Genomic DNA, 24662 nt, shown 5'->3' on the forward strand with positions numbered 1-24662 from the left:
AATACCTATGAGTAGTCAAATTACCTTAGCTGGCAATGCGGTTGAAGTTGCTGGTGATTTTGCCAAAGTTGGCGATACGGTTGCTGATTTTGTGTTGGTGGGCAATGATTTGGCAGAGGTCAAATTATCTGATTTTGCAGGCAAACGCAAAATTTTAAACATCTTTCCAAGCATTGATACAGGCATTTGTGCCACTTCGGTGCGTGTATTTAACGAAAAGGCATCTGCCCTTGAAAATACGGTGGTACTTTGCATTTCAGGTGATTTGCCTTTTGCTCACGCTCGTTTTTGTGGGGCAGAAGGGCTTGATAATGTTAAGTCGCTTTCTTGTTTTAGAAATGCTGATTTTGCCAAAAACATCGGTGTGGCAATGACAACAGGAGCGTTGGCAGGTTTGACTGCTCGTGCGGTTATCGTGCTAGATGGCGACAACAAAGTTCTACATAGCCAGCTTGTGCCAGAGATTAAGCAAGAACCTGATTATGAAAGTGCGTTGAATGTGTTATAATTCACATAAGCCCCATGAAAGTGGGGTTTATTTTTTTTAGGTTAATTTATTTAACATAATATTTATCGTAGATGATATAAAATTGTGGTGGTTGTAATATGTAGGATAGGTGGAGTTTGTGATGTCTAATACATTTAATCTCATTCCCAACTTAAAAATAATCAGTTATGGATTTAAATTTATTTTTAAGGTGTTGGGGGATTATAGTCTATCCTTATAACAATCAAATGCTTGCATAAAGTTGAAACTGACATAAATATGATATTATTTGATGATTTATCAAATATAGTAAAATCTATTAAAAAACCAACAAGGTTTTTTGTATGATTGTGATGTGAATTAAATATAAAATTTTGATACCACCACAGAGGCTTTTTTTATTCGACAATTCAAGACATAAAAATCCATTTAAAAGCAAATAATGGTAGGGGGCGAATTGTAATTTGCTCTACAATCCTTAGTGTATGTTAAGTTCGTTCGGTATAAAGGTAAGGCATTATAAAAACACTTTGGGCAGACGACAAGGACGAATACCATCTTTACCATTGGTAACGCAGGCAAGAGTAATTACTCCTGTACTTGCAATTTTTCCTTGTGTAAAGTCATCATCATTGCGATAGATGTGCTGAGTAATGACTAGACTGGCGGATTTTTTGATGGCTTGTTGTACGGTAACGACCAATACATCATCAACAAGTAGGGGAAGTTTGTACGCCAATTCTGCATGACTTACCACAAAATGTATTTTGCCTTCTGTACTGTCCGTCCCGGTTGCTGTGCCGTCTGTATTAAAAAAATAGCCGTTCATGCCAAGTGATGTTAACCAATCTCGGCGACAGTTTTCAAAAAAAGTCAAATGGTTGGCATGATAAACAATACCCCCTGCGTCTGTGTGGTTGATGTAGACTTTGTAATGATGTTTGAAAATGGGTGTGGTCATGGCTACTCTTTTTTTTGTTGATTGATAAAAAAGGGCGATATCACCGCCCTTTGATGTGTTTGTCATTATATTTTTTTGACGATGATTGAGCCGATAGAGTAACCTGCCCCAAACGAACAAATCACTGCCAAATCACCGCTTTCAACACCATCTTGGCAACGATGAAAAGCAATCATGGGACTGGCCGAACTGGTGTTACCAAATTCGTCAATGATAATTGGAGCTATGGATTTATTAGCATCTTTGCCCATGACGGTGCGTAAAATCAAATCAATCATGTTGATGTTGGCTTGGTGTAGCCATAGTTTTTTGACTTGATTGGTATTGATGTGGTTTTCTGCCAAATGCGTGCTGATGATTTCAGAGACTTTTGGGCAAACTTCACGGAACACCTTGCGACCTTCTTGCAAAAATAATTTGTCAGTTACGGGTTCATCAAGGTCAGGATATAAAGCGGTTTTGGCATGTAGATATTCGCTTCTGTCCATAAAGCCAAATTCGTTTTTGATGTTGGTGGAAAACTGTGTCCATAGTTTGCTATCTAAGATTTCATAACCTTTGGGTGTGTCTAGTTCTTCAATGATGGTTGCTGCTGCCACATCTCCAAAAATAAAGTGACTATCACGGTTACGCCAGTTTAGGTGTGCCGATGGTATTTCTACATTGACAATGGCAATGCGTTTGCCAAGTCCTGCTTTTATCATGCCAACAGCTTGGGCAATGCCAAAAGTGGCTGCACTGCACGCTACATTGGTATCAAAAGCAAATCCACCTACCATACCAACCGCTTGTTGGATTTCAATGGCGATGGCAGGATAGACACGTTGGAAGTTGGAACAGGCACAGATGATACCGTCCAAATCTGCCCCTGTCAGCCCTGCATTTTTCAATGCTTGGTTGAGAGCATCTACACCCATTTCTGCCATGATAGAAAGCTCTTCGCCCAGTTTACGAGCAGGGAAAATGGGTGCCATGATTTCTGGGTCTAAAATCCCTTTTTTATCAATAACATAACGAGATTTGATGCCAGAGGCTTTTTCAATAAATTCAACGGTTGAATACTGCAAGGCGACCTTTTCACCATCAGCAATCTCTTTTGAATGTTTGGTGTTGTAATTATCTACATAGGTGTTGAATGCAGTAACCAGCTCTTCGTTGGTGATTTTATCTTTGGGAATGTGTAGACCTGTGGCGGTAATGTAAATGGTCATGAATTTTCCTTGTTGAGTGAAAACTAAGATGTCGATAGTTTACCACAAAATAATGTAACAGATTGTAAAAATACATATGTTTACAAAAAATAACCAAAATATCTTTAAAACCAGTTTTCTAAAATGTAAACTCCCTCTAATGCTTTGTTGTCTGTATTCACCTTGGAGAGTGGCTGGGTGGAAGGAGTGATTGTGTCATTTTTGTCGTTGAATGGTAGTGGATGTTTGACAAGCTGTATGTGCTGACAGCCTGCCAAAACCAACACTAATAAAGAGAGAATTATTCTCATTAGCGACCACCACGAGACCATGTGGGCTCACGCACTTTACCATTGGTGGTGAGTGTGAAGGCTTGTCCATTTTTGAGTGAGCGAATGGTGATTTGACCGTTGCCACCGTTGTAGGACGAATAGATAATGCGGTTGCCATTGGGAGAAAAGCTGGCGGATTCATCAATGCCTGTTGTGCCAATCGTGCCCACGCCTGTTACTACAAGGCTACGTCCTGATACGTAGGCGATTTTTGAGCCATCTGGGCTTAGGCGTGGGTTTGCACCTGCCCCACCTGCCGAACTGATTTGTCCTGTGCTAAGGTCATAACGGTATAGACGTGGGGTACGTGAGTTGTGGTCGGCGGTGAATATAAAAGAGCGTCCATCAGGAGCGTAGTTTGGGGAGTTTTCTGCCCCAAGCATTTGGGTGATTTTTTTAACTTGCCCTGAGGGAATGTGTAATTCATAAATGGCAGGGTCGTTGTTTTCATGACTGCCAGAAAATAGTAGGTTTGACCCATCAGGAGAAAAAGATGGCCCAAGATTGTTGCCACGAAATGGTGTTATCACCACGCTATCACCACCATCTGTGCTTTGTAGGTGAATGACGGGCAAGCCGTTTGGGCGTTGTACAGCGTAGGCAATGCGTGTGCCGTCTGGTGAGAATGTGGGGCTAAAAATAGAGCCTTGCACTGTAAATAAGGTACGCATGTTTTGCCCATCAGCATCCATGATTTGTAGTTTGGAGGTTTTTTGGCGAGGGTTGCCAGTCTCTTCTATATAGGCGATTTGCCCTGAAAAATCCCCCGCCTCACCTGTGATAAGTTCATAAATTTTATCGCTGATGATATGTCCTGCATGGCGTAGAGCATTGATGTTGTTGTCGCTGACGTAGGTTTGTTGTCCGTTGATGACACGACCTGTCGCCACTTCAATGACTTCATATTGAATGGCAACTCGGTTGTTTGGCATACTTTGGCTTTGACCGACCACCACGTGTTCAAAACCAGAGGCTTGCCAGTGATTGAGATTTTGGTAAATTTCTGCCGAAGTATGAGCTTTTTGGGGTAGATTTTGGCTGGTTGTTTTTAGTTCGGTATATTTTAGGTTATTTTCAATGATGTTATTGATGGTGCTGGTATTTAAAAAAGGAATCAAGGCGATTTGGTAGGGGTTTTGTACACCTTGTTTGCGAACTTCAAATACAGGCTCATCACCCATCATATCATCAGGCATGGACATATCAATGGCATCGCCATAAACCACATCATCAGCGTGAGCAAAACTTGGCAAGATAGATAATGTGCCTATGGCAAGAATTTGGGATAAGTATTTGATTTTCATAAAAACTCCTTAGGATTTAATCGGTGTAAAATTTGATGGAAAAACTGGTGCTAATGCCTTTCATTTCAGGAAAAGGGGAAGCTTCACGAATGGCCTCTTCAAGCGAGGGTTGCAAATCTTTATCGCCCGCCCCAAAACTTACCGAAACCAAATTGCCCTGTTCGTCAATGCGAATGGTGGCGGTCAGATGGCGATTTTTGAGGTTGTTGTGCTTCATCCATTTGGCTTGTACTCGCCCTGCGATGTTGGCTTGGGCTTCGCTTTTACTGACGTTTGAGGTGCTACCTACTTGACCGCCACGATTGATGTTGGGTATGCTGGGTGCAGGAGAGTTGTCAAGTTCGGTGCTTTTGGTGTTTTGGGTGGTTTGAGTTTGGGCTTCTTGGTTTTTTAGACGTTCGCTGGCTTCATTCAAACTTTTAAGGTTTTCACGAGCGATTTCTTCGTTGCTTTTGGTACGACTTCGTAAGGCATCTACTTCACGTTGGCGAGCGTTGTCCAATTCTTTTTGGGCTTGTTTTCTACGTTCAATATCCAAAGCGATTTGGCGATCCATTGAGTTGGCATAATCTGCCAGTTGTTGTTGAAAAACACGTTCACGCTGTGCCATGCGTTCGTTGTATTCGCTGATTTGGTCAGAGAGTGTTGGTGTTGTGGTTTTTGTTTTTTTGGCGTGCGTTTGCTCGGTAGGCTTGACCGTACTTTTTTGTTGTTTGGCAAGATTGCCAGATGAATTTTGGGCATTTAGGGTCTTGGCATCAATGACGCTAGCCTGCATGACGATGATTTTGGGTTTGGGTTTTTCTTTATAGCCCAACATCAACCCCAGTGCCACCAAACCATGTATGGCGAGTGTGAGCAATAGGGGCAACAACAAGCTAGGTTCGTCATCGTAATCATCGTACATCATAATGGTATAATTATATAATTATTGTTTATTTGATTAGGTTGTGGCTTTGGGGGGCGTGTGCTTCTGGTGTCACAATCGTATCTAGTTCTAGGGTCAGTGCCGATTCTGGCTCATCAAATTCTTCAAGTTCATCTAATAAAGTCAATTCTGGCTCAGATTTGGTTGTTGGTTCTGGCTTAGGTTCTGGTGCTGGTTGTGATATTAATTTGGGTTCACTGGGCGTTGGTGCGATTGTCTCTTGGGCGATTGAAGTGGCTGGGGGCAATTGGTTTTGGGTGTTTTGCAAGGTTTTTTGGGCAATCATGTGTTGATGAGAGAAAAACCCAATTAACTCTTCGCAAAACAATATGCGGTTGTCATGAATGCTTTCAATTTTGGCATCAAAGTAGTTCAATGCCCATTTGGTAGAAATGGTGATGAATAAACTTAATGCTATGATGAGCAAGGCTTCTATGATGTCTGGTATGATGATGTCAAAAGTGATGTTTTCAGACAAACTAAGTGCCCCCACCATGCCCCAAATCGCCCCAAGTACACCGATGTAGGGGGCGACTATGCTGATGTTGGTTAGTAGGCTAAGCCCTTGTCTTAATAGGATTTTTTGTTTGGTTAATATGATGTTAAATTTGCGTTCGGTAACTTCTAGTACGTGTGTATGACTGTTGGTGATTTTTTGGGCGGTCAAAAACTCATCATAACCGATATAAAAAATCTGCTCCAAACCCACACGGTCAAAATCATTTCTCACCATGTCATATTGGGCTTGTAGGCTTTCGCCACCCCATAACCACACTTCAAAATCTTCGTCAAATTTTTGAATGCCGTTGGTTCGTCTTGCGATACGAAAAATAACAAACCAACTTACCAATGTCAAAAGAAGCAAAAATCCTACAACAAGTTGTACAGCCAAACTGGTTTGTAAAAAGAGTGTGATAACATTTAAGTTGGACATGGTAATCAAAACAGATAAAGAAATCTACCTATTATATCTTGCCTTTGCAAAAAACGCCATGCCAAATATTTAAAAGGTGTAAAATTGTACTTAATTGTACTTAAATGCGAAAAACGTTACAATATGCACTTTTCATTATTTAAAAATAACAGCACAATGTCAAAACAAAATCCCATGCCCCAAATACTTGCCAAAGATCGCCACACCTTCTATCGCCTAGAACGAGAGTTAAGGGGGAATTTTCCTACCGACATCAAAGCCAAAAAACAAAGGGAGCTTGATGAGCTGATACAGCGTTCCGCCCAAGCGGTGCAAAAAAGAGCAAAGAGCATGCCTGCCAATTTACCTGCGTTATTAAATGCCGATTTGCCCGTAACCGCCCGTGCTGATGAGATTATCCATGCCATACAAAACCACCAAGTTATCATTGTTGCAGGCGAGACGGGTTCTGGCAAGACCACTCAACTTCCCAAACTTGCCATGCTTGCGGGGCGGGGCGTTACAGGGCAAATTGGGCATACACAGCCCCGCCGACTTGCCGCCCGAAGTGTCGCCACAAGGATTGCCGAAGAGCTTGGCGAGAGCTTAGGTCAGACGGTGAGTTTTAAGGTTAGATTCAGTGAAGAAGGCACAAAGGACAGTCTTGTCAAGCTGATGACGGACGGTATTTTGCTGGCTGAATTATCAAGCGACAGATTTTTGACTCGCTATGACACCATCATCATTGATGAAGCTCATGAGCGTAGCCTAAACATTGACTTTATTTTAGGTTATCTAAAACGCCTACTTCCCAAACGAGATGATTTAAAAATCATCATCACCTCCGCCACGCTTGATACTGAGCGATTTGCCCAGTATTTTAAATCTGCTGTCAAGGGCGATGTGCCAATTATCAATGTAGAAGGGCGAAGTTACCCTGTAGAGATTCGCTATCGTCCTTTGATAGATGAAATCGTCAAAAGCCATGATGATGATGCTTTTGATGACATGGAGGACAAACTTCCTAGGGCTTTAACATCAGCCATCACTGAGTGTTTTGATGATGCCAAAGCCAAAGGACACCCAAGCTCATCAGACATTCTCATTTTTGCCAGTACCGAAGCTGAAATCCGTGAGATACAGGAGATTTTGACCGCTTACGCACCGCCCCATACTCAAATTTTGCCCTTATTTGCTCGCCAAACTTTTGCTGAACAAGAGCGGATTTTTAAACCCACAGGGGGCAGGCGGATTATCATCTCAACCAACGTTGCCGAAACCGCCTTGACCGTGCCAAACATTCGCTATGTCATTGATTTGGGTTTTGCAAGGATTAGCCGTTATAATTACCGCTCACGCATTCAACGTTTGCCCATTGAGGCTATCAGTCAAGCGGCAGCCAATCAAAGGGCGGGGCGGTGTGGACGAATTGCGGACGGTATTTGTATACGACTGTATTCTAAGGAAGATTTTGATGCTCGCCCTAAATTTACCGAACCTGAGATTTTGCGTACCAATTTGGCAAGTGTGATTTTGCAAATGGAAAATTTGGGACTTGGTGATGTGGCACAGTTTGACTTTATCACAGAGCCTGATTTACGCCTTGTCAATGATGGCCGCAAACTGCTTTATGAGTTGTCCGCCCTGTCCGACACACCCACCAAAACCGCTCTCAAAAAATCCCTAAAAGGGCAAAAAACCAAGTTGTCAAACCTTACTGAGATTGGCAAAAAAATGGCAAAAATGCCCATAGATCCACGCCTTGCTCGTATACTGATTGCAGGGGCGGATTTTGCTTGTCTTGACAAAATGCTCATCATCGTCTCCGCCCTTGCTGTACAAGATGTGCGTGAACGTCCAGCCGACAAGCAAGCCCAAGCTGACCAAAAGCACGCTTTGTTTCGTAAGGATGATTCTGACTTTTTATTTTATATTAATTTATTTGAAGTTTTATTTAATAACCACGACATGCACAATGGCGAAAAACTGACAGGTAATGGACGTAAAAATTTTGCCAAAAAGCATTATTTGTCTTTTCCACGCATCAAAGAATGGCAAAAAACACACGAACAACTTAGCCAAATGATGAATGATTTGGGTTATCAACTTGGCAAAGACAATCAAGAAACAAACATCAATAATGACAGAGGTAATCATTCTCCCAAAGGTCGCCTTGGCTTAAATGGGGGTAAAAAACCACTTGGCAAAAGTACGATTTTGGCAAGTCTAAAAGACGACAATGGTCATTTTGATAAAAACAAACTTAGCCAATTTAATCAAGATTATGCCAGTATTCACAGGGCGTTATTGGCGGCACTGCTGTCTTTTGTGGCTCACAAGAGCGATACAGTGGGCGAATATCTGATGACCAAAAACCAAAAGGCAAGGATTTTTCCAGCCAGCATTTTGCACAAAAAAGGCGTTGAATGGCTCATGGCGTTTGAAGTGGTGGAGACATCACAGGTGTATATGCGTACTCTTGCCAAAATAGAGCCACAGTGGATTTTGTCAGCAGGTAAAGAACTACTAAAATACCACTATTTTGAACCACATTGGTCAAAAAAAGAAGGGCGAGTGCGTGCTTATGCCCAGATTAGTTTGTTTGGCTTAATCATCGTTCACAAACAACTGGTCAATTATGAGACGGTGGATTTGGTGGCAAGTCGTGAGATTTTTATTCGTGATGCACTGGTGGGTGATGTAGACGAAGAAAAATATCCCAAAACCTTACCTTTTTTGACTCACAACCGCCAAAAAATCAAAGACGTGGGCGATACCGAAGATAAGTTACGCCGTAGGGATTTGCTTGTAGATGAGGAGCGACTTTATGAATTTTATGATGATAAAATTCCGTCTCACATTGCCTCTGCCAAGGCATTTGAGGATTGGCTTGGCAAAGTGGGTGATGATGAGTTTTTAAAATTCAAAGACGAAGATGTGATTAATGACAATGTCATCACAGGGCAAGAATTTCCCAAATTTTGGCAGGTGGGAGCGGTCAAATTCCCCCTATCCTATGTCTTTGACCCAAGCTCCGATGATGATGGTGTGAGTGTTAAAGTGGGTGTGGGAGCATTATCCCAACTTGATGGCGTGGATTTGTTGTGGGGGATTGCAGGTTGGCGGTATGAGCTGGTGGTTGGTCTTTTAAAAACCTTGCCAAAAGACATTCGCAAAAAAATCGTCCCCATTCCTGATACCGCCCAAGCCTTGATGGATAAACTGGTGCAGGGTAATGGCGTGGGGCTACTTGACCAGCTTTGTGGAGGGCTTTTAAGAATGGGGGTCAAGGCAAATGCTGATGACTTTAAGCCAAGCGAAATTGATACCTATTTACAACCCTTAATTTGTGTGCTTGATGATAAGGGGAGAGTGATGGACAAGGGGCGAGACCTGACCAAATTGCAAGCCAAATACCAAACGATGAGCCAAGTACAAAAGGTGAGCGAAGGCATTCATGAGACTTTCCCAGAGCATTTTGACTTTATCAAAACCCGTCATCATAAAGGCATGGTAACACAAGTGTTTTTTGCATTAAATGCTGACGCAACGGGCAAAGTGGCGGTGGTAGAATTTGGTGATTTGCAAAAAGCCTTGATTACCCATAAGGCAGGCGTGTTATCGCTTGTCAAACTTACGCTTGGGGCAAAACAAAAACAGCTCACCTCCCAGATTGATAAAGCCTTTAAGATGGCGTATGCTCCACTTGGTGATTTGGAAAAATTAAAAACCATGCTTGTTGATGCAACCTTGCAAGCGACTTTTGAAAAGTATGCCAAGCCTTTTTTGGATACGAGTGTGCGTGAAAAGGTAGCAGGCTTTGTGCGTGATGACAAGATGGGTGATTTATTGGACAAAATACCATTAACCAAAAATGAGTTTGAGACGGTCAAAGAGCTGATAGGTAGTCAGTTTTTGGCGGTGGGGCAAGAGATGTTAAAGGTGTTAAAGGAAGTTTATACCACATGGCAGACGGTGCGTGGGCAAATGCTGATGCTTGACCGTGAGATTTTTGGTGAGAGCATTGATGACATTGAAGACCAGCTTGATGATTTGTCGCTTGGTGATTTTGTTTATCGTGTGCCTTATGATGCTTGGCGACAGTACCCTCGTTATTTGGGGGCGTTAAAGGTTCGCCTTGACCGTTTGCCCAACAATCTAGACAATGACCTAGATGGGGTCTATGCCCTAGACGAACACATGGAACGCCTTGCCAACCGTGTTCACGACCCCAAAATCGCCCCCTATCGTTGGCTTGTAGAGGAGTATCGCATCGGGCTTTTTGCACAGCCGATGAAGACGATGGGTTCGGTATCGGCTAAGAAACTTGAAAAACTGTGGGGAGATTTAAATACAAAATAAATATAATGTATTTATAATTTTATAAAAAAACATCGCCAACATCAACGATTGACGATGTTTTTTTTGTTGGGTTTATTTTTTTGCCCCAAACACGCCTTTTGTGTCGGTTTTGGTATCCTTGAACACGCCTGACAACTCTTGGGCATTTTGTCCAAAAAATGCTCCTTGTGTTTGAATGGGTGCATCTTTTTTACTGGCAAAACCGCTACCATTGATGTCGGCAGAGATGTTGTAAAGCGTGGCGTTGTTTTGGGTGAGTTTGCCATCTAGTTTGCGAGTACTAAAATTGGCGGTGAATTGGGATTTGACATCGGTATTTACTTGACTGCCCTTGACGACAAGAGCCGTGCCGTTATAGGTTGCTGTACCGCTTTTAGGTATGGCAACATCAGAAGTGCGTTGTCCTTGATAATACAGATGGCTTGCATTCGCCCCTTGTGGTGTGATTACCCCAAAACGAGTGTGCTGATAGCCATTTACCCACCCTTGATTGCCATTCGTGGCGATTTGTTGCCATTGACCTTGTTTGTCTAGCTGTGTCAATGGAATGGCTGTACCGTTGATAACAACTTGGTCTAGGGGCTTAGGGTTGGTTGTGGTGTTGTCAATGAACTCATAGGGAGCTTTATAGTTTTTGCCATTATAAATATCAGCATTAAAAATTTGCACCCAGTAATATTTATAAATACTATTCGGGTCGTACGCTATCCCTATGCCAATAGTTTCATAACTTGGGTTTACCATGTTGGCATAATGACCTGCACTCTTTCTCCAACTTTCTACTGCACCCTCCGCCATTGGACTACCTCCATGATTATTTTCACCAAAATTACCAATCGTACCATTGTCTAATCTTTTGTGGTTAAATTGAATGGCAATTTCACTCGCCCTGACTTGGGCATAGGCAGATAGATTGGGGTCTAACTTTAAGGGTTTTAGTCCTTTTTGAGCTCTTAGGCGGTTTGTGCCGTCTAGCACCTTTTGTACTTCTTGTGCCAACTGTGCAGGTGGGCGAGGCACATAGGTGATATTTAAGGGTGCTTTATTTGCCACAGGTGTGGAAAACCCAAAATTATTCATGTTTAGGGCTGATGTCGCAAGATTATTGCGATTGTTGGGATTTTGGGCGGTATTTTGGTTGTTTTGACTGTTTTGATTGCGATTTGGGGTAGTTTGGTTCTGATTGTTGGTTTTGTTGGGTGTGATGATGGGTGTACTACGCACCGAATTATCCCCAAAACCACCGCCAGAGCTACCACAACCTGACAAGCCTAGCAATAAACCGCCAGCAATAACACAACCTAATCTGACATTTTTTATGGTCATAACAAACTCCAAAAAACAAACATATACCCATACTATAAATAAGGAATATATTTTTGTCAATGATTTTGTTAGTTTTTATTAAAATTAGATTTTGCTATGGGCGTTTTTCAAACAAAGAAGCAAGTTGGGTTTTGGTATGTTCGTTATCCCATTTGGTGAGTAGTTGCATTCGCCGTTTGTGGATTTCGGACAAAATGAGATTTTTGCTCTCTTCATGCTGTTTTTTCAAGGCATCTTGGAGTGCTTGACAAAGTAACTCATTAAAAAACAAAGAAATTTCTTCATGATTGGCGGTGGGGTGATGGTGTTGTAATTGATGAAAAAACTCACGCCAAGCAGATGTTAATTTGTGTTGTAGAGTTGGATTTGGTAGGCTTGCCATGATGAGATGAGCCTGTCCGTCAATGTGTGTTGGATTGTTATTTGTTTGTATATAACCTGTCTGTAATAATTGCTGTATGACAGACACCAGTTTGGCAAGGTCATCATGCAACATTTGCCAAGTGGGTAGGGGGGGTACGTCAAGACCGTAGTTGTGTAGTCTTTGTTCGTATGGTATATGTGCATGATGTATGCTAGATGATTGAAATAACTGTACCAATGGGTCTTGATTTAATATATTGGGGGTATACAGTAGGCACAAACAAAGCTGAGTGTGGCGGTCAAGCTGACTGTCATAAATGATGGTATCGCTGGTGCGTTTGGATTTTTTGTCCTTGAAGCGTGCATAAATATCGCTGTTTAGCCACCATTTGAAACTTGATCCTTTGGGGAATTTGCCAGTTAAGGATTTTAATTCAGACATTGCTTGGGCTTTGCCTTCGGGTGTGGCGGTATCGTGGCGTGATTTTAGGGTGTCATAGACATAGTCGGATGTACTTTTGGCTTGGGTGATGGCGGTGCGTGTGGCTTCTGTCCCAAAGGCTTTGATGTAAGTGTCTGGGTCGTGTCCGCCTGACAAGGTCAAAAATTTAAGCTGTTTGTCATCGGTCAAAATGGGGGCAGATACCTCTAAGGCTCGCCAAGATGCTCGTTGCCCTGCCTCATCACCATCAAAACATAGGGTTAGTGTGTCGTTATATTTGAGCAAATGGGCGATTTGGTTTTCATTGATGGCTGTACCCATTGGAGCAACTGCCCCATAGATGCCCGCTTGGTGCAAGGCAATCACGTCCATATAACCTTCAACCACCAAAAAATCGGTAGCTTTGGCACGGCGAGCTTCATAAAGCCCATATAAAATATGCTGTTTGGCAAATACAGGTGATTCTGATGAGTTGATGTATTTAGGCATTTCATCACCCAAAGACCGCCCCGCAAAACCGACGATTCGCCCCTGACGGTCTTTGATGGGAAAAATCACACGGTCTCGTAACAAATCAAAATCCCGCCCTTTTTGTGAAGTGCGTACCAAGCCCAGTATGCGTAAGCCTTCAATATCATAGGGAAAGGCTTGCTCTAAGTGTTGCCACCCTGTTGGAGCATAGCCCAAACCAAACTCGTGTATGGTTTGCTCGGTCAGCCCACGAGATAAAAAATACTGGCGAGCGGTAGAGTTATTTGCAAGCTGATGTTGATAAAATTGGCAAATTTGGTCTAATAAAGCGTAGAGGTTGCCCTCTTCACTGGTGGGAGCGGATGTATTGTTGGGGTCAAAATGATGCCAATGAGGCTGGGATAGGTCATTTTGCCCCAAATTTTCTAGATGGGTATTGGTGGGTTGATGGTTGGTATGGCTAAGATTTTTGGCTCCAAAATCAACATCTGGCACAGATGATGGATTGGGGGTGGTGTTAATGTTGTTTGGTTTGTTGGCGGTTTTTTTGTATTGGATTTGTTGGGGGGTATGGTCATCTTTGGGCAAATCAATGCCTGTTTGGTCGGCAAGAAGTTCTACCGCTTCTTTAAAAGTTAGGCGTTCAAAATCTCGTAAAAAGCTGATGGGATTGCCCTTAACCCCACACCCAAAACAATAGTACAAATTGGTTTGGGGATTGACATAAAATGATGGGGTTTTTTCGCCATGAAAAGGACAACAGCCCTTAAATTCACGTCCTGCTGGTTTTAATGTGGTGTGTTTTTTTATCATCGCCACAAGGTCAGCTTGGCTGTTGAGTCGTTCTAAGATGGTGTCAGGGATACGCATGGCAAAGCACTAAAAAGCCCACCGCAGTGGGCGTGTTTTATTGGGAGGGGTTATTGGTGGGTAAATTTAGACTAACTGCTTGACGAATGATTTGGGGCGTGGTTTGCCCATCATAAGTGGATTGGTAACTTATGTCATCTTTGTCTTTGGCACGCCCAAGTTTGCCTAGCGAGAGTGATGATAGGGCTTTTTTGGTGATGGAGGTTGCCCCTAGATTGAGTTTGATTGAGCCGTCTTGGTTTAGGTATTGGGGGTAGTTGATTTGGAGTAAGGTTTTGTATTGGTTGGCGGTGTCGGTCAACCCCAATTTGTCGTTACTGTATGCCAAAATTGCGATGGCTTCTGGTACGCTTTGGGATTGGGGGTAGTATTGAAATACCCATTTGGCACGATTGACCGCCGCCACATGAGCATCTCTTTTGATGTACCAACGAGCTGCCACAAGTTCATGTTCGGCAAAATCATTATAGATGGCAGTCATACGCTGAGCAACATCAGGAGCATAAATACTGTTTGGAAAATGCGTCATGAGTGTCTGAAAATCGTTGAATGCCAAACGCAAATAAGATACATCACGTTGGGATTGGTCAAGATAAAATAGGCGAGATGCTTTGGGAGAGCCACCCATGTTGGTAATGCCTTGTACATACAAAGCATAGTCAAGATTTGGGTTATTTGGGTAAAGGCGAATAAATTCACTGGTACTGGTTAGTACCGCTTCAAAGTCGTTGGCTTGGTATTGGGCATAAATCAAATCAAGCAAGGCTTGCTCGGCATTTGCCCCCGTAGGATAAAATGTCCGCACGTTATTTAGGGCGATGATGGCTTCACGATAACGCTCTTTGGCAAAGGCATTTTGGGCATCTTGGTAGTAGGCATCTTCGCTCTTTTCGGCAGTGGTGATGACTTCTTTGTCTTTTTTTGTTAAACCTTTGACAGTATTGCACCCTGTCAAGGTCAATGTCATCACGGTCAATAAGCTAAGAGCAAGCGTGGCTGTGTTTTTCATTATCAATCCCAAATGGTGAAATCGTGTTAGTGTATCACAATTTTGATGATGATTGAATAGTTATTTTTTGTGCAACATGGGCAAATTTCTTTCATATTCTTACCAGAATGTAAACATGGTGTGCAATCGTCAAATAATGCTTGACAAACTTTTTGAACGTTATAAAATAGTGCATATATCCCGCCCATAGTTGTACGCTCTTTTTCTTCATTCCAAAAGTGCCGAACCTTTGGGCTTTTTTATTAAGGTGAAAAAATGAAAACTGCCATCTTTATTGATACAGCGTTTTTGATACAGCGTTTACGTCAATATTTGCCCCAAGACGAACATTATCACGCCCAAAAAATCGCAGAAAGTGCCATTCATCTGGCATTAAAACACACCCAATACCAAAGTCAGATGGGCGATGAGTTATATCGCATTTATTTTTATGATTGCCCACCCATCAACAAAAAAGTTCATAAACCCATCAGCCGAGAATTGCTTGATTTGTCCAAAACCAAAGAAGCGATTTTTAGAAATGAGCTTCATCAATTATTGCAAAGACAACCCAAAACCCTATTAAGACTTGGCGAGCTGTCGGTGGGTGCTGATGTTTGGCGATTAAAGACGGGTATTGCCAAAGATTTGCTTTGGGGCAAAAGACAATGGTATGATTTGACCGACAACGAATTTGTGCTAGACTTACACCAAAAAGGTGTGGGTATACAAATGGGTGCAGATTTGATGAGTTTGACACTCAAAAAACAAATTGATAAAGTTGTGATTATCAGTAATGATGACGAATTTACGTTGGTGGCGGATACCGTTCGCTATGAGGGCGTACAGTTGGTATTAGATAGTATGCACAAAACTGTCCATGAATCGGTATTTGGATATATTGATGAGCTTTGGACAACTTTTACTCCCAAAAAGCGTTATTGATTTATGAATGAAGAAAACGAAGACATAGAGTTTGAATCGGTGCAATTATCGCACCTTGTTAATGAACAACAAATCGGCATACGCCTTGACAAGATAGCCACCGATGTATTTGATGGTTTTTCAAGGGTACAGATTCAGGGCTTTATTGATCATGGGGAGTTATTGGTTAATGGTATGCCCCAAAAAAACAAATATGCCGTCAAACTGGGCGATGAGCTGACTTTGATGACAACTCTTACCAATCATGGTGAAGACTTGCCTGAAAATATCTCTCTTGATGTCGTCTACGAAGATGATGACGTGATTGTGATTAATAAACCTGTGGGGTTAGTGGTACATAAAGGGGCAGGCAATCTGACTGGTACGCTAGTGAACGCCTTGCTTTACCATTATCCCAACAATGCTCATTTGCCAAGAGCGGGTCTTGTACATCGTATTGATAAGGACACATCAGGGCTGTTGGTGGTTGCTCGTACCAAGACCGCCCAGCTTGATTTGACGGAGCAGTTAAAAGACAAATCGGTATATCGTGAGTATCTTGCGATTGCCACGGGCGTGCCAAATGATATTTTACGCCATGCCACGATTGATGCTCCCATAGGTCGCCACTGCATTCACCGCACCAAGATGACTGTTACAGACGCTGGCAAGCCTGCTGTTACCCATGTCGTCCATGCCCAAGCATTAGGCACGCATTATAGCTTACTCACCGTGCGACTTGAAACAGGACGCACCCACCAAATCCGTGTACATATGTCTCATGTTGGTCATGCCTTGTTGGGTGATAAAGTGTATGGCGGACTGCCAAAGTCAGGGCTACCTGCCGATGTCCGCCAAGCAGTGATAGAATTCCCCCGTCAGGCACTACATGCTCACAAACTTGGTTTTGTACACCCAACCACACATCAGACATTGGTATTTGAAGCACCACTACCACCTGACATGGTGGGTATGGTTGAACTTTTACAAGGTGAGGGCTAAACGCATGTTTGATGTTTTATACCAAAATAATCACACTCTGGTTATCCAAACACACGCAGGTAGGTTTGATAAATGGGGTGATGATGTGTATGGGCAGTTTAATATGGGTTTGCACGTGCTAGATAATGCTCCTCATGTTTTAGATAATCGTGCGACTTTACTTCGTGAGTTGCACCAATTAACTGGCGGTAAAATCCATCAAATCCATTGGCTAAATCAAATTCATGGCAATGATGTAACGACAGCAAAAGCACAAATTACGCCTGCCAATGCAGATGCACTCATCAGTGATGAATGTGGGGTGGGGCTATCCATCATGACGGCGGACTGTGTGCCGATTGCGTTGTTTAATGACTGTGATGGTGGTCAAATTGCTTGCATTCATGCAGGCTGGCAGGGTTTGACAAAGGGTATTATTGCCAATACCGTCAAACAATTTTTTGATAAAAACATCAAAGCGGTGATTGGGGCGTGTATCAGTCAAGCCAGTTATGAAATTGATAAAACATTGGCAAATAATATCATCAATAGCGTGATTGATAAACAGTTGGTTGATTTGACCTTTGATGAATTATATCAGACAATCATTGAAGATAAAATCAGTAATCAAAATGATACACAAAAATGCTTGATTGATATTGTCAAGCTCACTCGGTTACAATTGGCTCATTTAAACATCACTGTGATGAATGACAATGTGCCATGTAGTTATGATAAGCCTAATTTATATTCGTATCGCCAACAAACTCACGCCAAAAAACACGCCACAGGGCGTATGGCTATGGTGGTTGTTAAATATTGATTTATGATTGTTCGTGAAAAATCCAACAATTTGGCACTATTGTTTATGTGGCGTGGCACGATATTGCCAAAAGTGTTACCTATGATTATCATGCTCATGGCAGTATCCATGATTGCGTGGGGGCTTACTTATTATCAAGTTTATACCGTCAAAAGCGTGCCTGTGGTGGGATTTACGGTGTTGGGTGTGATTTTATCCATATTTTTAAGTTTTCGCAACAATGCCTGTTATGATAGATGGTGGGAAGGACGTAAATTATGGGGAGCATTGATTGCCAATACTCGCCATTTTACCCGAGATACACGGTTTTTAAATGAAAACGAACGCCGTGCCATATTGGTGGATATGTTGATTTTTACCAACTTATTAAAAGACAGATTGAGACATCAACAATTGCCTGCCGATAGATTTGCTGATTATTTGCATTTAGATGATAATAAGCAACAAAAATTAAATACATTAATCAAAAATCACATCAATGCACCGCAAGTTATTTTAGAAAATATCCAAATTCGCCTAATCCATGCCGTCAATACAGGGCAAATCAGCGACATCATTTATAGCAGTATCCAACGCCACGTCATAGAAATGGGTAACATTCAAGCAGGGTGCGACCGCATTAATAGCACGCCTTTGCCTCTACCTTATTCGGTGTTGCTTCATCGGGCGGTATTTTGTTTTTGTTGGTTGTTGCCATTTGGGGTAAGTAGTACGTTGGGTTTGTGGACACCATTGTTGGTGGGACTGGTGGCGTATTTATTTTTGGGGCTTGATGAGTTATCCAAAGAATTAGAAGAGCCGTTTGGTTTGGATTTGAATGATTTACCCCTTGATAATATTGTAAGGCTTATTGAACGTGAGACATTGGCGTTATTGGGTGATGAATTGCCTCATGCACACACCCCTAAGCATTTTTATTTGTCTTAATCTTTTTGCCATGCCACAATAACTTTAAATGATACAAAATTGGTGATTGTTGTAAGAAAGCGTTGTCTCATTTATTCTCACAAAGCCTATTAAATTTATGGTTTGGTTGGTGTCAATTGAAGAGTGTGGTTTGATTTTGTTCATCAAAAACGAAAAAGCTGTGTTGGATTTTGGATTAAATTTACTATATAATGGGATTTTTGGAGAAAAATGATGAATAAACAAGACATTTTAAATAGTTTAAGCCCTGAAATCGTTGCCAAATTTCGCACTGCCATTGAGATTGGTAAATGGGAAAACGGTGTACGCCTAACAGATGAACAACGCCAAACCTGTATGCAGGCAGTCATGGTGTGGGAACATGAATATCTACCTGTCCACGAACGTACAGGTTACATAGAAAAACCCAAAGACGAAAAAGGCAATATAGTTGGCGAAGCGTGCGATGTGGAGCATGAACATCACTACCCCAATGCAGAACGACCTGTTAAGTTTAAATAAAAGTTAAAAATAGGGCAAATGATAATTTGCCCTAACAAACCGTCTTGGTTATGATGTGATTTTAGATATTTTTCACACCAAAGGTATCACACGCCTGTATGTCGCCTGATTCAAACCCACGATAGAACCAACGTTTGCGTTGTTCGCTTGTTCCATGCGTAAAACTGTCTGGAATGGTATGTCCGTGAGCTTTGTGTTGTAAGTAATCATCGCCAATCTTTTCGGCAGCATCTAGTGCTTCCTCAATGTCGCCTTTTTGTAAAAAGTTAGTGCGTTTTTGATTGTGATTTGCCCACAGTCCTGCAAAGCAGTCGGCTTGTAACTCTTGACGAACCGAAAGATGATTGGCATTGGCTTTATTTGTCTGGGCTTGGGCTTGACGTACTTGTGATGAAATGCCAAGTACTGTCTGAATGTGATGACCGACTTCGTGGGCGATGACATAGGCTTGGGCAAAGTCGCCTGCGGTATTTTGCTTGGAGAGTTGGCTACTGCCTTGTTTGTCACCTGTGATGCCCATTTGGGTTTTCATGTCAGCAAAAAACTGCGTATCCAAATACACTTTTTGGTCAGCAGGGCAATAAAAAGGTCCACTGGCTGAGGTTGCACCGCCACAGGCAGATTGCACAGACCCTGTAAATACGACCAATTTAGGTGGGACGTAGGTTTTGCCCAAAGTTGCAAAAATCGGTGTCCACACATCTTCGGTATCTGCCAGTACCGTTTCCACAAAAGCATGAACTTCTTGTTGTTCGGGTGTGTGTTGAACGGGGGTGGTTTGGACAGTTTGGCTGTTTAGCTGTTCGGCAACACCAAGTGTGGTTTGGGGGTTGATACCAAACACTTTCCAAAGTATCAAAGCAATGATGATACTGCCAATGCCTATACCGCCTTTTTTGATTGTGCTACCGCCACGATATTCTACATTATCACTACGTCTGCGACCTTTCCACTGCATAATTAACCTGCAATAATAACAAAAGTTTAGATTTTAACACGAATTACGCCTTTTTAGTAGGTTGTGGTACTTACTTAATCTGCCAAATCTAGATTAATTCATTACCTGCAACCATACTGTACATACAAAATTTCTAAGTGCGTCCCACGCATCATCTTGAACAATGACGGTCTGGTCAGACAAAGCAAGCTCGTGTGTTTTTTTACGTAAATCCAAATAAGCCTCTGTCAATTTTTGGCAACGCTCCTGCTCCCACAGTCCTGTTTTGGCAACTTCCTCAAAAATACGCACATTATCCGACCAAACCGCCAAATTGGGGTATTTGTGGGCAAAAGCAAGCACCATAAACTGTGCCAAAAACTCAATATCCACCAAACCACCACCGTCTTGTTTTAGGTGAAATTCATGAGTGTGGTTGGTTTTTGTACCAAGATGTTCTTGCATTTTTTGACGCATATTTATCACATCTTGGCGAACTTGGTCAATGTCTCGGGGTTTTTTTAGTATGTCCAAACGAATGCGGTCAAATTCTGCCAGCACTGCTTTATCGCCTACAATACCTCGCCCACGCACGAGTGCTTGGTGTTCCCATGCCCACGCTTTTTGGTGTTGGTAAATTTCAAAAGCGTGTACAGATACTATCATTACGCCAGCGTTGCCAGAAGGACGCAGTCGCATATCCATTTCATAAGCTCGCCCATCTCGGGTTTGGGTGGTGAGATAATTTAGTACTTTTTGGACAAGGCGAGAGGCAAACTTCATACCACTGACCGCCTTTTGCCCGTCTGTATCCGCTTGTTCGTCCAGTTGGTGCAAAAACACCACGTCCAAATCAGACGCATAAGACATTTCAAGTCCACCCAATTTGCCATAGCCCACAATCGCCACGCCCATGTTTTCACTGCTGGCTCGTTCGCCTGTTTGCAGTTTGGGGAAGCCGTGTTTGGTAATCAGCTCATCAAAGGCTCGTTGGAGAGCAGATGATAGTACCACTTGGGCGATGAAAGTCAAGCTGTCGGATACTTTCATGATGTGGCGAAGTCCCAAAATGTCTGCCGTTGCCACTGCTAGGACTTGTGTCTTTTTAAAATGGCGAATGACCGATAAATAAGTTTCATCATCAAATGGCTCAACCCTAAGCACCTGCTGACGCAAAATATCAGTCAGCTCATCAAGGTTTGGCAAGTGCAAATAGCGTTTTTGTAAAAAGTTATCAAGGAGCATGGGGTGTAGTGCCAACTCTTTGGCAATCCAAGGACTTGCCGATAGCATGGGAATGAGTGCGATAGTGGCGTTGGGATTTTCAGCAATCATCACTAGATAGATAGACCGCCGTACAATCGCTTCAAGCAACGTGATTAAACGTGGTACTGCAATGTCTGCTAATACAGGGTCGGTTTTGGCGTGCAAATACAGGGCATGGAGCAAAATGGGATAAGCATCATCAAAGCGTTTTTTGGGTTCATCATCAAGCAAACTAACTTGGCGAGAGGTGGCAAACTCTTTGAGTGCAGTCATGCTCTCATTGTTTAGAAGTGTGGCGAGTTTAACCCACACGTCATCGCTGTCGGTCAGCTCGTCTGTGGGATTTTGGCGGTCGGTAATGAGTGTGTTAAAGGGGGTGGAGACGTTTTGCCTGTGATTGTTTAGTTTTTCTAAAAATTTATCCACCGTCTCAAAGCCCATTACCATCGCCACCGCCAAAAGCTCATCACCTGTGGGCAATCTTTGAGTTTGTTCGTCATGACGAGCTTGAATGGCGTGTTCTAGTCTACGTAAAAAACGATAGGCTTGCCCAAGCTCATCAGCTTGTTCTTGGGGCAAAAATCCAAGCTCACACAGTCTATCCAAGGCGGTGAGCGTGGTGAGATTTTGTCCCAATTTGGCATGATGACCGCCATAAATCAACAAAAATGACTGCACGATAAACTCAATATCTCGTATGCCACCTACGCCCAGCTTGATGTTGTCATTGTCTTGGCGTTGGTTTTGTTGGGCGACAATCATCGCTTTCATCTCACGCAAGGCACTAAATGCGGTATAATCAATATAATAACGATAGACAAAATTTTTAGTAATACTTAATAACCTTTGTGCCAAACGCCCATCAACGTCATTGACAAGCCGTGATTTGAGCCATGCAAACCGCTCCCACGTCCGCCCATGTTGGGCAAAATATTTTTCTAGGGCAGGCAAAGTCATGACAAGCGGACTGCCATCACCCCATGGGCGAAGTCGCATGTCTATCCGAAACACAAAACCATGCTCAGTAACCTCGCTAAGCAAACGAATGATACCACGCCCTAGATTTGTCATAAACTTTTGATTTTCAATGGTTTTTCTACCATCAGTCTCACCAGTACCGACATGGACAAATACCAAATCAATGTCGCTTGACAAATTAAGTTCGCCTGCTCCTAGCTTACCCATCGCTATTATCATTAACTCATCATCTGTCATTTTGTCATCAAACCGACTGGTCGGTTTTCCATAGCGTGTGATGAGATTTGTACGGACAAAATCATGACTCAAACACAAGCATACATTGGCAAATTCAGAGAGTTCTTGGGTAAGTTGTTCTAAACTAACAAGGCGGTGAATGTCTTGATAAATCCATTTTAACATCAATAAGTTACGCACGATACGCAAGGTATTCATAAATACACTTTCGTCTATTTGTTCCCAGTTTTTTTGACCGTTCATGTGTGTGATTATCATGTGTTCAAAATCGGTCTGGGTTAGGGCTTTATCTCCCCACATTTGCCAAAATGCGTCTGCTTGGTTGGGGTTTTTTTGATAAATTTTATGGGCGAAGGGGCTAAATCGTGCCAAATCGTTGGGGTCTAGGTGGTGCATGATGTCATTTTCCGATTTTTGTGGGAATATTTTGCCATTTTAAGGTATAATAAACCCCATTTTCAATCTTTTTTACCATGCCAAACCATGACAACGTTGTTACTCATCACCAAAAGTCCCCATGATAAAAGACATATTCAAGCCTTAGATTTTGCCAAACACGCCTTAGCACAAGGTGATGATTTGCGAGTATTTTTTTATGGGGATGGTGCATACATTGCCAACCGCCTGATGTGGCAAACTGCCGATGTGCCAAACCTTGCTGATGAATGGGTGGCATTGGCAAACACACAGGGATTAAGATTGCCTGTCTGTGTAGGAACAGCATTGGCTCGTGGCGTGGTGGATAGCGAAAATGCCAACCGTCATGGGCTTGACGGCGAAAATTTGCGGTCGCCTTTTTATTTGGTTGGATTGTCAGAGCTGGCACTAATGCTTGGTGATGACACCAAGTTAATGCAGTTTTAATGGATTGATTGGGATTACTCAATGAATATTTTAATAAAAATACAGACAAATAGCGAACTTATTAGTTATGAAGCCATTTCGTTGGCATTTGTACTTGCCAGTTTTGACCACAAGATACAGCTTATGTTAGGCATAAATAGTCGTTCGTTGTTTTTGGACAAAGGTACTCGCATTTATGGCATGATACAATCTTTGGATTTGTACGATTTGCCACAGGCATGGGTGGATTTTGATGTGTCTGACGTTGATGTATTGCAAAATACACAAAAAGTGGATATATTGAACTTACAAAATTTTGACAGCATCTTGGAGTTTTGATGAGTGGTTTAACCTTAGACCAAGACGGACATTTGACCGACCATACCATGTGGACGCCCGATATTGCTCAACAGCTTGCTAACACGCTTGACGTGGTGCTAACAGATGTACATTACCGTATTTTGGGGGAAGTGCGGACATTTTTTGACAAATACCACCACAGTCCTAGCACTCGCCCTCTCATCAAACATTTGTCGCAAGCCTTACCTAATGATGAAATCACAAATGCCAAATTACAAACTTTGTTTAATACAGGGCTGGTGGCTCGCCATGTCAATCGTGTGGCAGGATTACCAAAACCGCCGAACTGCTTATGAATAATTTTTCTCAAATACAAACCTTAAAATCCAAAATAGATTGTTCTACCAAAGATGCATTGGCATTATTAAAAAATAGCAATAATGATATAGAAAGGGCAATTAACCTATATCACCAACAAAATGTCCAAGCAATTATAGAAAAAACACATTGCGATGATGAGTTAGCTCATAAATGTTATCAATTTTTTCAGCACAATCCACAAAAAGCGATTGAAAAAATACAAGAATTACAATACCATGATGTGTTTATTCATCAAATCATCACAACCCGAGATGATAAACGCCGTTATCGTGAAGCAGGATTTGAGATTTATATTAAATCCAAAGATAAAGATTATTGGCATGACAATGTAGAAGACCATATTTTTATTCCAATGAAAGATGTTTGGTTGATTGAGCCTATATTTTCTAAGCATTGCAATGACTTTGATTATACTTTTTATAATCAATATAATCATCAGGCGATATTGGCGGTCATTGATGAATTGGCTTTATTAAAAGATGATGATAAAGCGGTCATGGAATTTTATCAAGAAGTCATAGATTGGTTAAAACAAAAATCCAAAGCTGATAACGTCATTGAAATTTATGGTAATATTTAATCCAATCGTATTTTAAAAATAATCTTTTTTTAAAATGTAGGTGCGTA

Annotated in this window: 22 protein-coding genes; 11 read left to right on the forward strand and 11 right to left on the reverse strand. The window is 42.1% G+C overall.

Going from position 1 to position 24662, the window contains the following annotated elements; genetic code table 11:
• Positions 1 to 7: 7 nt before the first annotated feature.
• Entirely contained in the window at positions 8 to 508 is a 501-nt protein-coding gene (gene tpx / locus MOB01S_RS00075; protein WP_066799785.1) for a thiol peroxidase, read from the forward strand.
• A gap of 496 nt (positions 509 to 1004) precedes the next feature.
• Here the strand turns inward: tpx and MOB01S_RS00080 are convergent, their stop codons facing one another.
• The 6 genes from MOB01S_RS00080 to MOB01S_RS00100 form a co-directional block, all read right to left on the reverse strand.
• The gene (locus MOB01S_RS00080) at positions 1005 to 1448 is read right to left on the reverse strand and encodes a thioesterase family protein (protein WP_066799904.1); all 444 of its coding nucleotides are present in this window, start codon (positions 1446 to 1448) and stop codon (positions 1005 to 1007) included.
• Positions 1449 to 1513: 65 nt separating this feature from the next.
• Entirely contained in the window at positions 1514 to 2659 is a 1146-nt protein-coding gene (locus tag MOB01S_RS00085; RefSeq protein ID WP_066799787.1) for a beta-ketoacyl-ACP synthase III, read from the reverse strand.
• Positions 2660 to 2763: 104 nt separating this feature from the next.
• Positions 2764 to 2949: a hypothetical protein gene (locus tag MOB01S_RS12255; RefSeq protein ID WP_157073841.1), complete on the reverse strand. Its 186-nt coding sequence runs from the start codon at positions 2947 to 2949 to the stop codon at positions 2764 to 2766.
• Positions 2949 to 4274, reverse strand: a complete 1326-nt coding sequence (locus MOB01S_RS00090) for a PD40 domain-containing protein (RefSeq protein ID WP_066799793.1) — start codon at positions 4272 to 4274, stop codon at positions 2949 to 2951. The genes MOB01S_RS12255 and MOB01S_RS00090 overlap by 1 nt, the downstream gene beginning before the upstream one ends.
• 16 nt (positions 4275 to 4290) lie before the next feature.
• Complete coding sequence (tolA, locus tag MOB01S_RS00095; protein ID WP_066799795.1) at positions 4291 to 5181, reverse strand: cell envelope integrity protein TolA; 891 nt, start codon at positions 5179 to 5181, stop codon at positions 4291 to 4293.
• A 28-nt stretch (positions 5182 to 5209) separates the two neighbouring features.
• Positions 5210 to 6136, reverse strand: a complete 927-nt coding sequence (locus MOB01S_RS00100) for a MotA/TolQ/ExbB proton channel family protein (RefSeq protein ID WP_066799798.1) — start codon at positions 6134 to 6136, stop codon at positions 5210 to 5212.
• Positions 6137 to 6292: 156 nt separating this feature from the next.
• On the opposite strand from MOB01S_RS00100, the gene hrpA reads away from it, so the two are divergent.
• Complete coding sequence (gene hrpA / locus MOB01S_RS00105; protein WP_066799906.1) at positions 6293 to 10477, forward strand: ATP-dependent RNA helicase HrpA; 4185 nt, start codon at positions 6293 to 6295, stop codon at positions 10475 to 10477.
• A 72-nt stretch (positions 10478 to 10549) separates the two neighbouring features.
• On the opposite strand, the gene MOB01S_RS00110 is transcribed toward hrpA, so the two are convergent.
• The 3 genes from MOB01S_RS00110 to MOB01S_RS00120 all read right to left on the reverse strand — a co-directional run bounded on the left by MOB01S_RS00110 (position 10550) and on the right by MOB01S_RS00120 (position 14958).
• On the reverse strand, positions 10550 to 11803 hold the full coding sequence (locus MOB01S_RS00110; protein ID WP_066799801.1) for a transferrin-binding protein-like solute binding protein: 1254 nt from the start codon (positions 11801 to 11803) through the stop codon (positions 10550 to 10552).
• A 94-nt stretch (positions 11804 to 11897) separates the two neighbouring features.
• Positions 11898 to 13949, reverse strand: a complete 2052-nt coding sequence (locus MOB01S_RS00115; protein ID WP_066799804.1) for a DNA primase — start codon at positions 13947 to 13949, stop codon at positions 11898 to 11900.
• A 37-nt stretch (positions 13950 to 13986) separates the two neighbouring features.
• On the reverse strand, positions 13987 to 14958 hold the full coding sequence (locus MOB01S_RS00120) for an outer membrane protein assembly factor BamD (RefSeq protein ID WP_066799806.1): 972 nt from the start codon (positions 14956 to 14958) through the stop codon (positions 13987 to 13989).
• 255 nt (positions 14959 to 15213) lie between these two features.
• On the opposite strand from MOB01S_RS00120, the gene MOB01S_RS00125 reads away from it, so the two are divergent.
• The 5 genes from MOB01S_RS00125 to MOB01S_RS00145 all read left to right on the forward strand — a co-directional run bounded on the left by MOB01S_RS00125 (position 15214) and on the right by MOB01S_RS00145 (position 19093).
• Positions 15214 to 15882 carry an NYN domain-containing protein gene (locus MOB01S_RS00125; protein WP_066799808.1) on the forward strand — a complete coding sequence of 223 codons (669 nt, stop codon included), beginning with the start codon at positions 15214 to 15216 and terminating at the stop codon, positions 15880 to 15882.
• 3 nt (positions 15883 to 15885) lie between these two features.
• Entirely contained in the window at positions 15886 to 16863 is a 978-nt protein-coding gene (locus MOB01S_RS00130; RefSeq protein ID WP_066799809.1) for an RluA family pseudouridine synthase, read from the forward strand.
• A 4-nt stretch (positions 16864 to 16867) separates the two neighbouring features.
• On the forward strand, positions 16868 to 17665 hold the full coding sequence (locus MOB01S_RS00135) for a purine nucleoside phosphorylase YfiH/LACC1 family protein (protein ID WP_066799810.1): 798 nt from the start codon (positions 16868 to 16870) through the stop codon (positions 17663 to 17665).
• A 3-nt stretch (positions 17666 to 17668) separates the two neighbouring features.
• Positions 17669 to 18592, forward strand: a complete 924-nt coding sequence (locus MOB01S_RS00140) for a bestrophin family protein (protein WP_066799812.1) — start codon at positions 17669 to 17671, stop codon at positions 18590 to 18592.
• A 213-nt stretch (positions 18593 to 18805) separates the two neighbouring features.
• The gene (locus MOB01S_RS00145) at positions 18806 to 19093 is read left to right on the forward strand and encodes a YeaC family protein (RefSeq protein WP_066799815.1); all 288 of its coding nucleotides are present in this window, start codon (positions 18806 to 18808) and stop codon (positions 19091 to 19093) included.
• A gap of 61 nt (positions 19094 to 19154) precedes the next feature.
• Here the strand turns inward: MOB01S_RS00145 and ypfJ are convergent, their stop codons facing one another.
• Positions 19155 to 20051: a KPN_02809 family neutral zinc metallopeptidase gene (ypfJ, locus tag MOB01S_RS00150; RefSeq protein WP_066799818.1), complete on the reverse strand. Its 897-nt coding sequence runs from the start codon at positions 20049 to 20051 to the stop codon at positions 19155 to 19157.
• Positions 20052 to 20144: 93 nt separating this feature from the next.
• Positions 20145 to 22907 carry a bifunctional [glutamate--ammonia ligase]-adenylyl-L-tyrosine phosphorylase/[glutamate--ammonia-ligase] adenylyltransferase gene (gene glnE, locus MOB01S_RS00155; protein ID WP_066799821.1) on the reverse strand — a complete coding sequence of 921 codons (2763 nt, stop codon included), beginning with the start codon at positions 22905 to 22907 and terminating at the stop codon, positions 20145 to 20147.
• An 87-nt stretch (positions 22908 to 22994) separates the two neighbouring features.
• Between glnE and tusD the strand changes: the two genes are divergently transcribed.
• The 4 genes from tusD to MOB01S_RS00175 are packed head-to-tail and all read left to right on the forward strand — an operon-like array spanning position 22995 to position 24615.
• Positions 22995 to 23375: a sulfurtransferase complex subunit TusD gene (gene tusD / locus MOB01S_RS00160; RefSeq protein WP_066799914.1), complete on the forward strand. Its 381-nt coding sequence runs from the start codon at positions 22995 to 22997 to the stop codon at positions 23373 to 23375.
• 21 nt (positions 23376 to 23396) lie between these two features.
• Positions 23397 to 23693: a hypothetical protein gene (locus MOB01S_RS00165; RefSeq protein ID WP_066799823.1), complete on the forward strand. Its 297-nt coding sequence runs from the start codon at positions 23397 to 23399 to the stop codon at positions 23691 to 23693.
• On the forward strand, positions 23693 to 24010 hold the full coding sequence (locus tag MOB01S_RS00170; RefSeq protein WP_066799826.1) for a TusE/DsrC/DsvC family sulfur relay protein: 318 nt from the start codon (positions 23693 to 23695) through the stop codon (positions 24008 to 24010). Before MOB01S_RS00165 ends, MOB01S_RS00170 begins: the two co-directional genes overlap by 1 nt.
• Positions 24007 to 24615: a ubiquitin-associated-like domain-containing protein gene (locus tag MOB01S_RS00175; RefSeq protein ID WP_066799829.1), complete on the forward strand. Its 609-nt coding sequence runs from the start codon at positions 24007 to 24009 to the stop codon at positions 24613 to 24615. Before MOB01S_RS00170 ends, MOB01S_RS00175 begins: the two co-directional genes overlap by 4 nt.
• Positions 24616 to 24662 lie beyond the last annotated feature (47 nt).

This window comes from Moraxella oblonga NBRC 102422, from assembly GCF_001598275.1.
In the GTDB taxonomy this organism is placed as follows: domain Bacteria; phylum Pseudomonadota; class Gammaproteobacteria; order Pseudomonadales; family Moraxellaceae; genus Moraxella; species Moraxella oblonga.

Excerpts from the sequence above, each read along its gene's own strand:
- tpx (WP_066799785.1), top strand. The coding sequence starts at position 8 with ATGAGTAGTCAAATTACCTTAGCTGGCAATGCGGTTGAAGTTGCTGGT.
- MOB01S_RS00080 (WP_066799904.1), bottom strand. The coding sequence starts at position 1,448 with ATGACCACACCCATTTTCAAACATCATTACAAAGTCTACATCAACCAC.
- MOB01S_RS00085 (WP_066799787.1), bottom strand. The coding sequence starts at position 2,659 with ATGACCATTTACATTACCGCCACAGGTCTACACATTCCCAAAGATAAA.
- MOB01S_RS12255 (WP_157073841.1), bottom strand. The coding sequence starts at position 2,949 with ATGAGAATAATTCTCTCTTTATTAGTGTTGGTTTTGGCAGGCTGTCAG.
- MOB01S_RS00090 (WP_066799793.1), bottom strand. The coding sequence starts at position 4,274 with ATGAAAATCAAATACTTATCCCAAATTCTTGCCATAGGCACATTATCT.
- tolA (WP_066799795.1), bottom strand. The coding sequence starts at position 5,181 with ATGTACGATGATTACGATGACGAACCTAGCTTGTTGTTGCCCCTATTG.
- MOB01S_RS00100 (WP_066799798.1), bottom strand. The coding sequence starts at position 6,136 with ATGTCCAACTTAAATGTTATCACACTCTTTTTACAAACCAGTTTGGCT.
- hrpA (WP_066799906.1), top strand. The coding sequence starts at position 6,293 with ATGTCAAAACAAAATCCCATGCCCCAAATACTTGCCAAAGATCGCCAC.
- MOB01S_RS00110 (WP_066799801.1), bottom strand. The coding sequence starts at position 11,803 with ATGACCATAAAAAATGTCAGATTAGGTTGTGTTATTGCTGGCGGTTTA.
- MOB01S_RS00115 (WP_066799804.1), bottom strand. The coding sequence starts at position 13,949 with ATGCGTATCCCTGACACCATCTTAGAACGACTCAACAGCCAAGCTGAC.
- MOB01S_RS00120 (WP_066799806.1), bottom strand. The coding sequence starts at position 14,958 with ATGAAAAACACAGCCACGCTTGCTCTTAGCTTATTGACCGTGATGACA.
- MOB01S_RS00125 (WP_066799808.1), top strand. The coding sequence starts at position 15,214 with ATGAAAACTGCCATCTTTATTGATACAGCGTTTTTGATACAGCGTTTA.
- MOB01S_RS00130 (WP_066799809.1), top strand. The coding sequence starts at position 15,886 with ATGAATGAAGAAAACGAAGACATAGAGTTTGAATCGGTGCAATTATCG.
- MOB01S_RS00135 (WP_066799810.1), top strand. The coding sequence starts at position 16,868 with ATGTTTGATGTTTTATACCAAAATAATCACACTCTGGTTATCCAAACA.
- MOB01S_RS00140 (WP_066799812.1), top strand. The coding sequence starts at position 17,669 with ATGATTGTTCGTGAAAAATCCAACAATTTGGCACTATTGTTTATGTGG.
- MOB01S_RS00145 (WP_066799815.1), top strand. The coding sequence starts at position 18,806 with ATGAATAAACAAGACATTTTAAATAGTTTAAGCCCTGAAATCGTTGCC.
- ypfJ (WP_066799818.1), bottom strand. The coding sequence starts at position 20,051 with ATGCAGTGGAAAGGTCGCAGACGTAGTGATAATGTAGAATATCGTGGC.
- glnE (WP_066799821.1), bottom strand. The coding sequence starts at position 22,907 with ATGCACCACCTAGACCCCAACGATTTGGCACGATTTAGCCCCTTCGCC.
- tusD (WP_066799914.1), top strand. The coding sequence starts at position 22,995 with ATGACAACGTTGTTACTCATCACCAAAAGTCCCCATGATAAAAGACAT.
- MOB01S_RS00165 (WP_066799823.1), top strand. The coding sequence starts at position 23,397 with ATGAATATTTTAATAAAAATACAGACAAATAGCGAACTTATTAGTTAT.
- MOB01S_RS00170 (WP_066799826.1), top strand. The coding sequence starts at position 23,693 with ATGAGTGGTTTAACCTTAGACCAAGACGGACATTTGACCGACCATACC.
- MOB01S_RS00175 (WP_066799829.1), top strand. The coding sequence starts at position 24,007 with ATGAATAATTTTTCTCAAATACAAACCTTAAAATCCAAAATAGATTGT.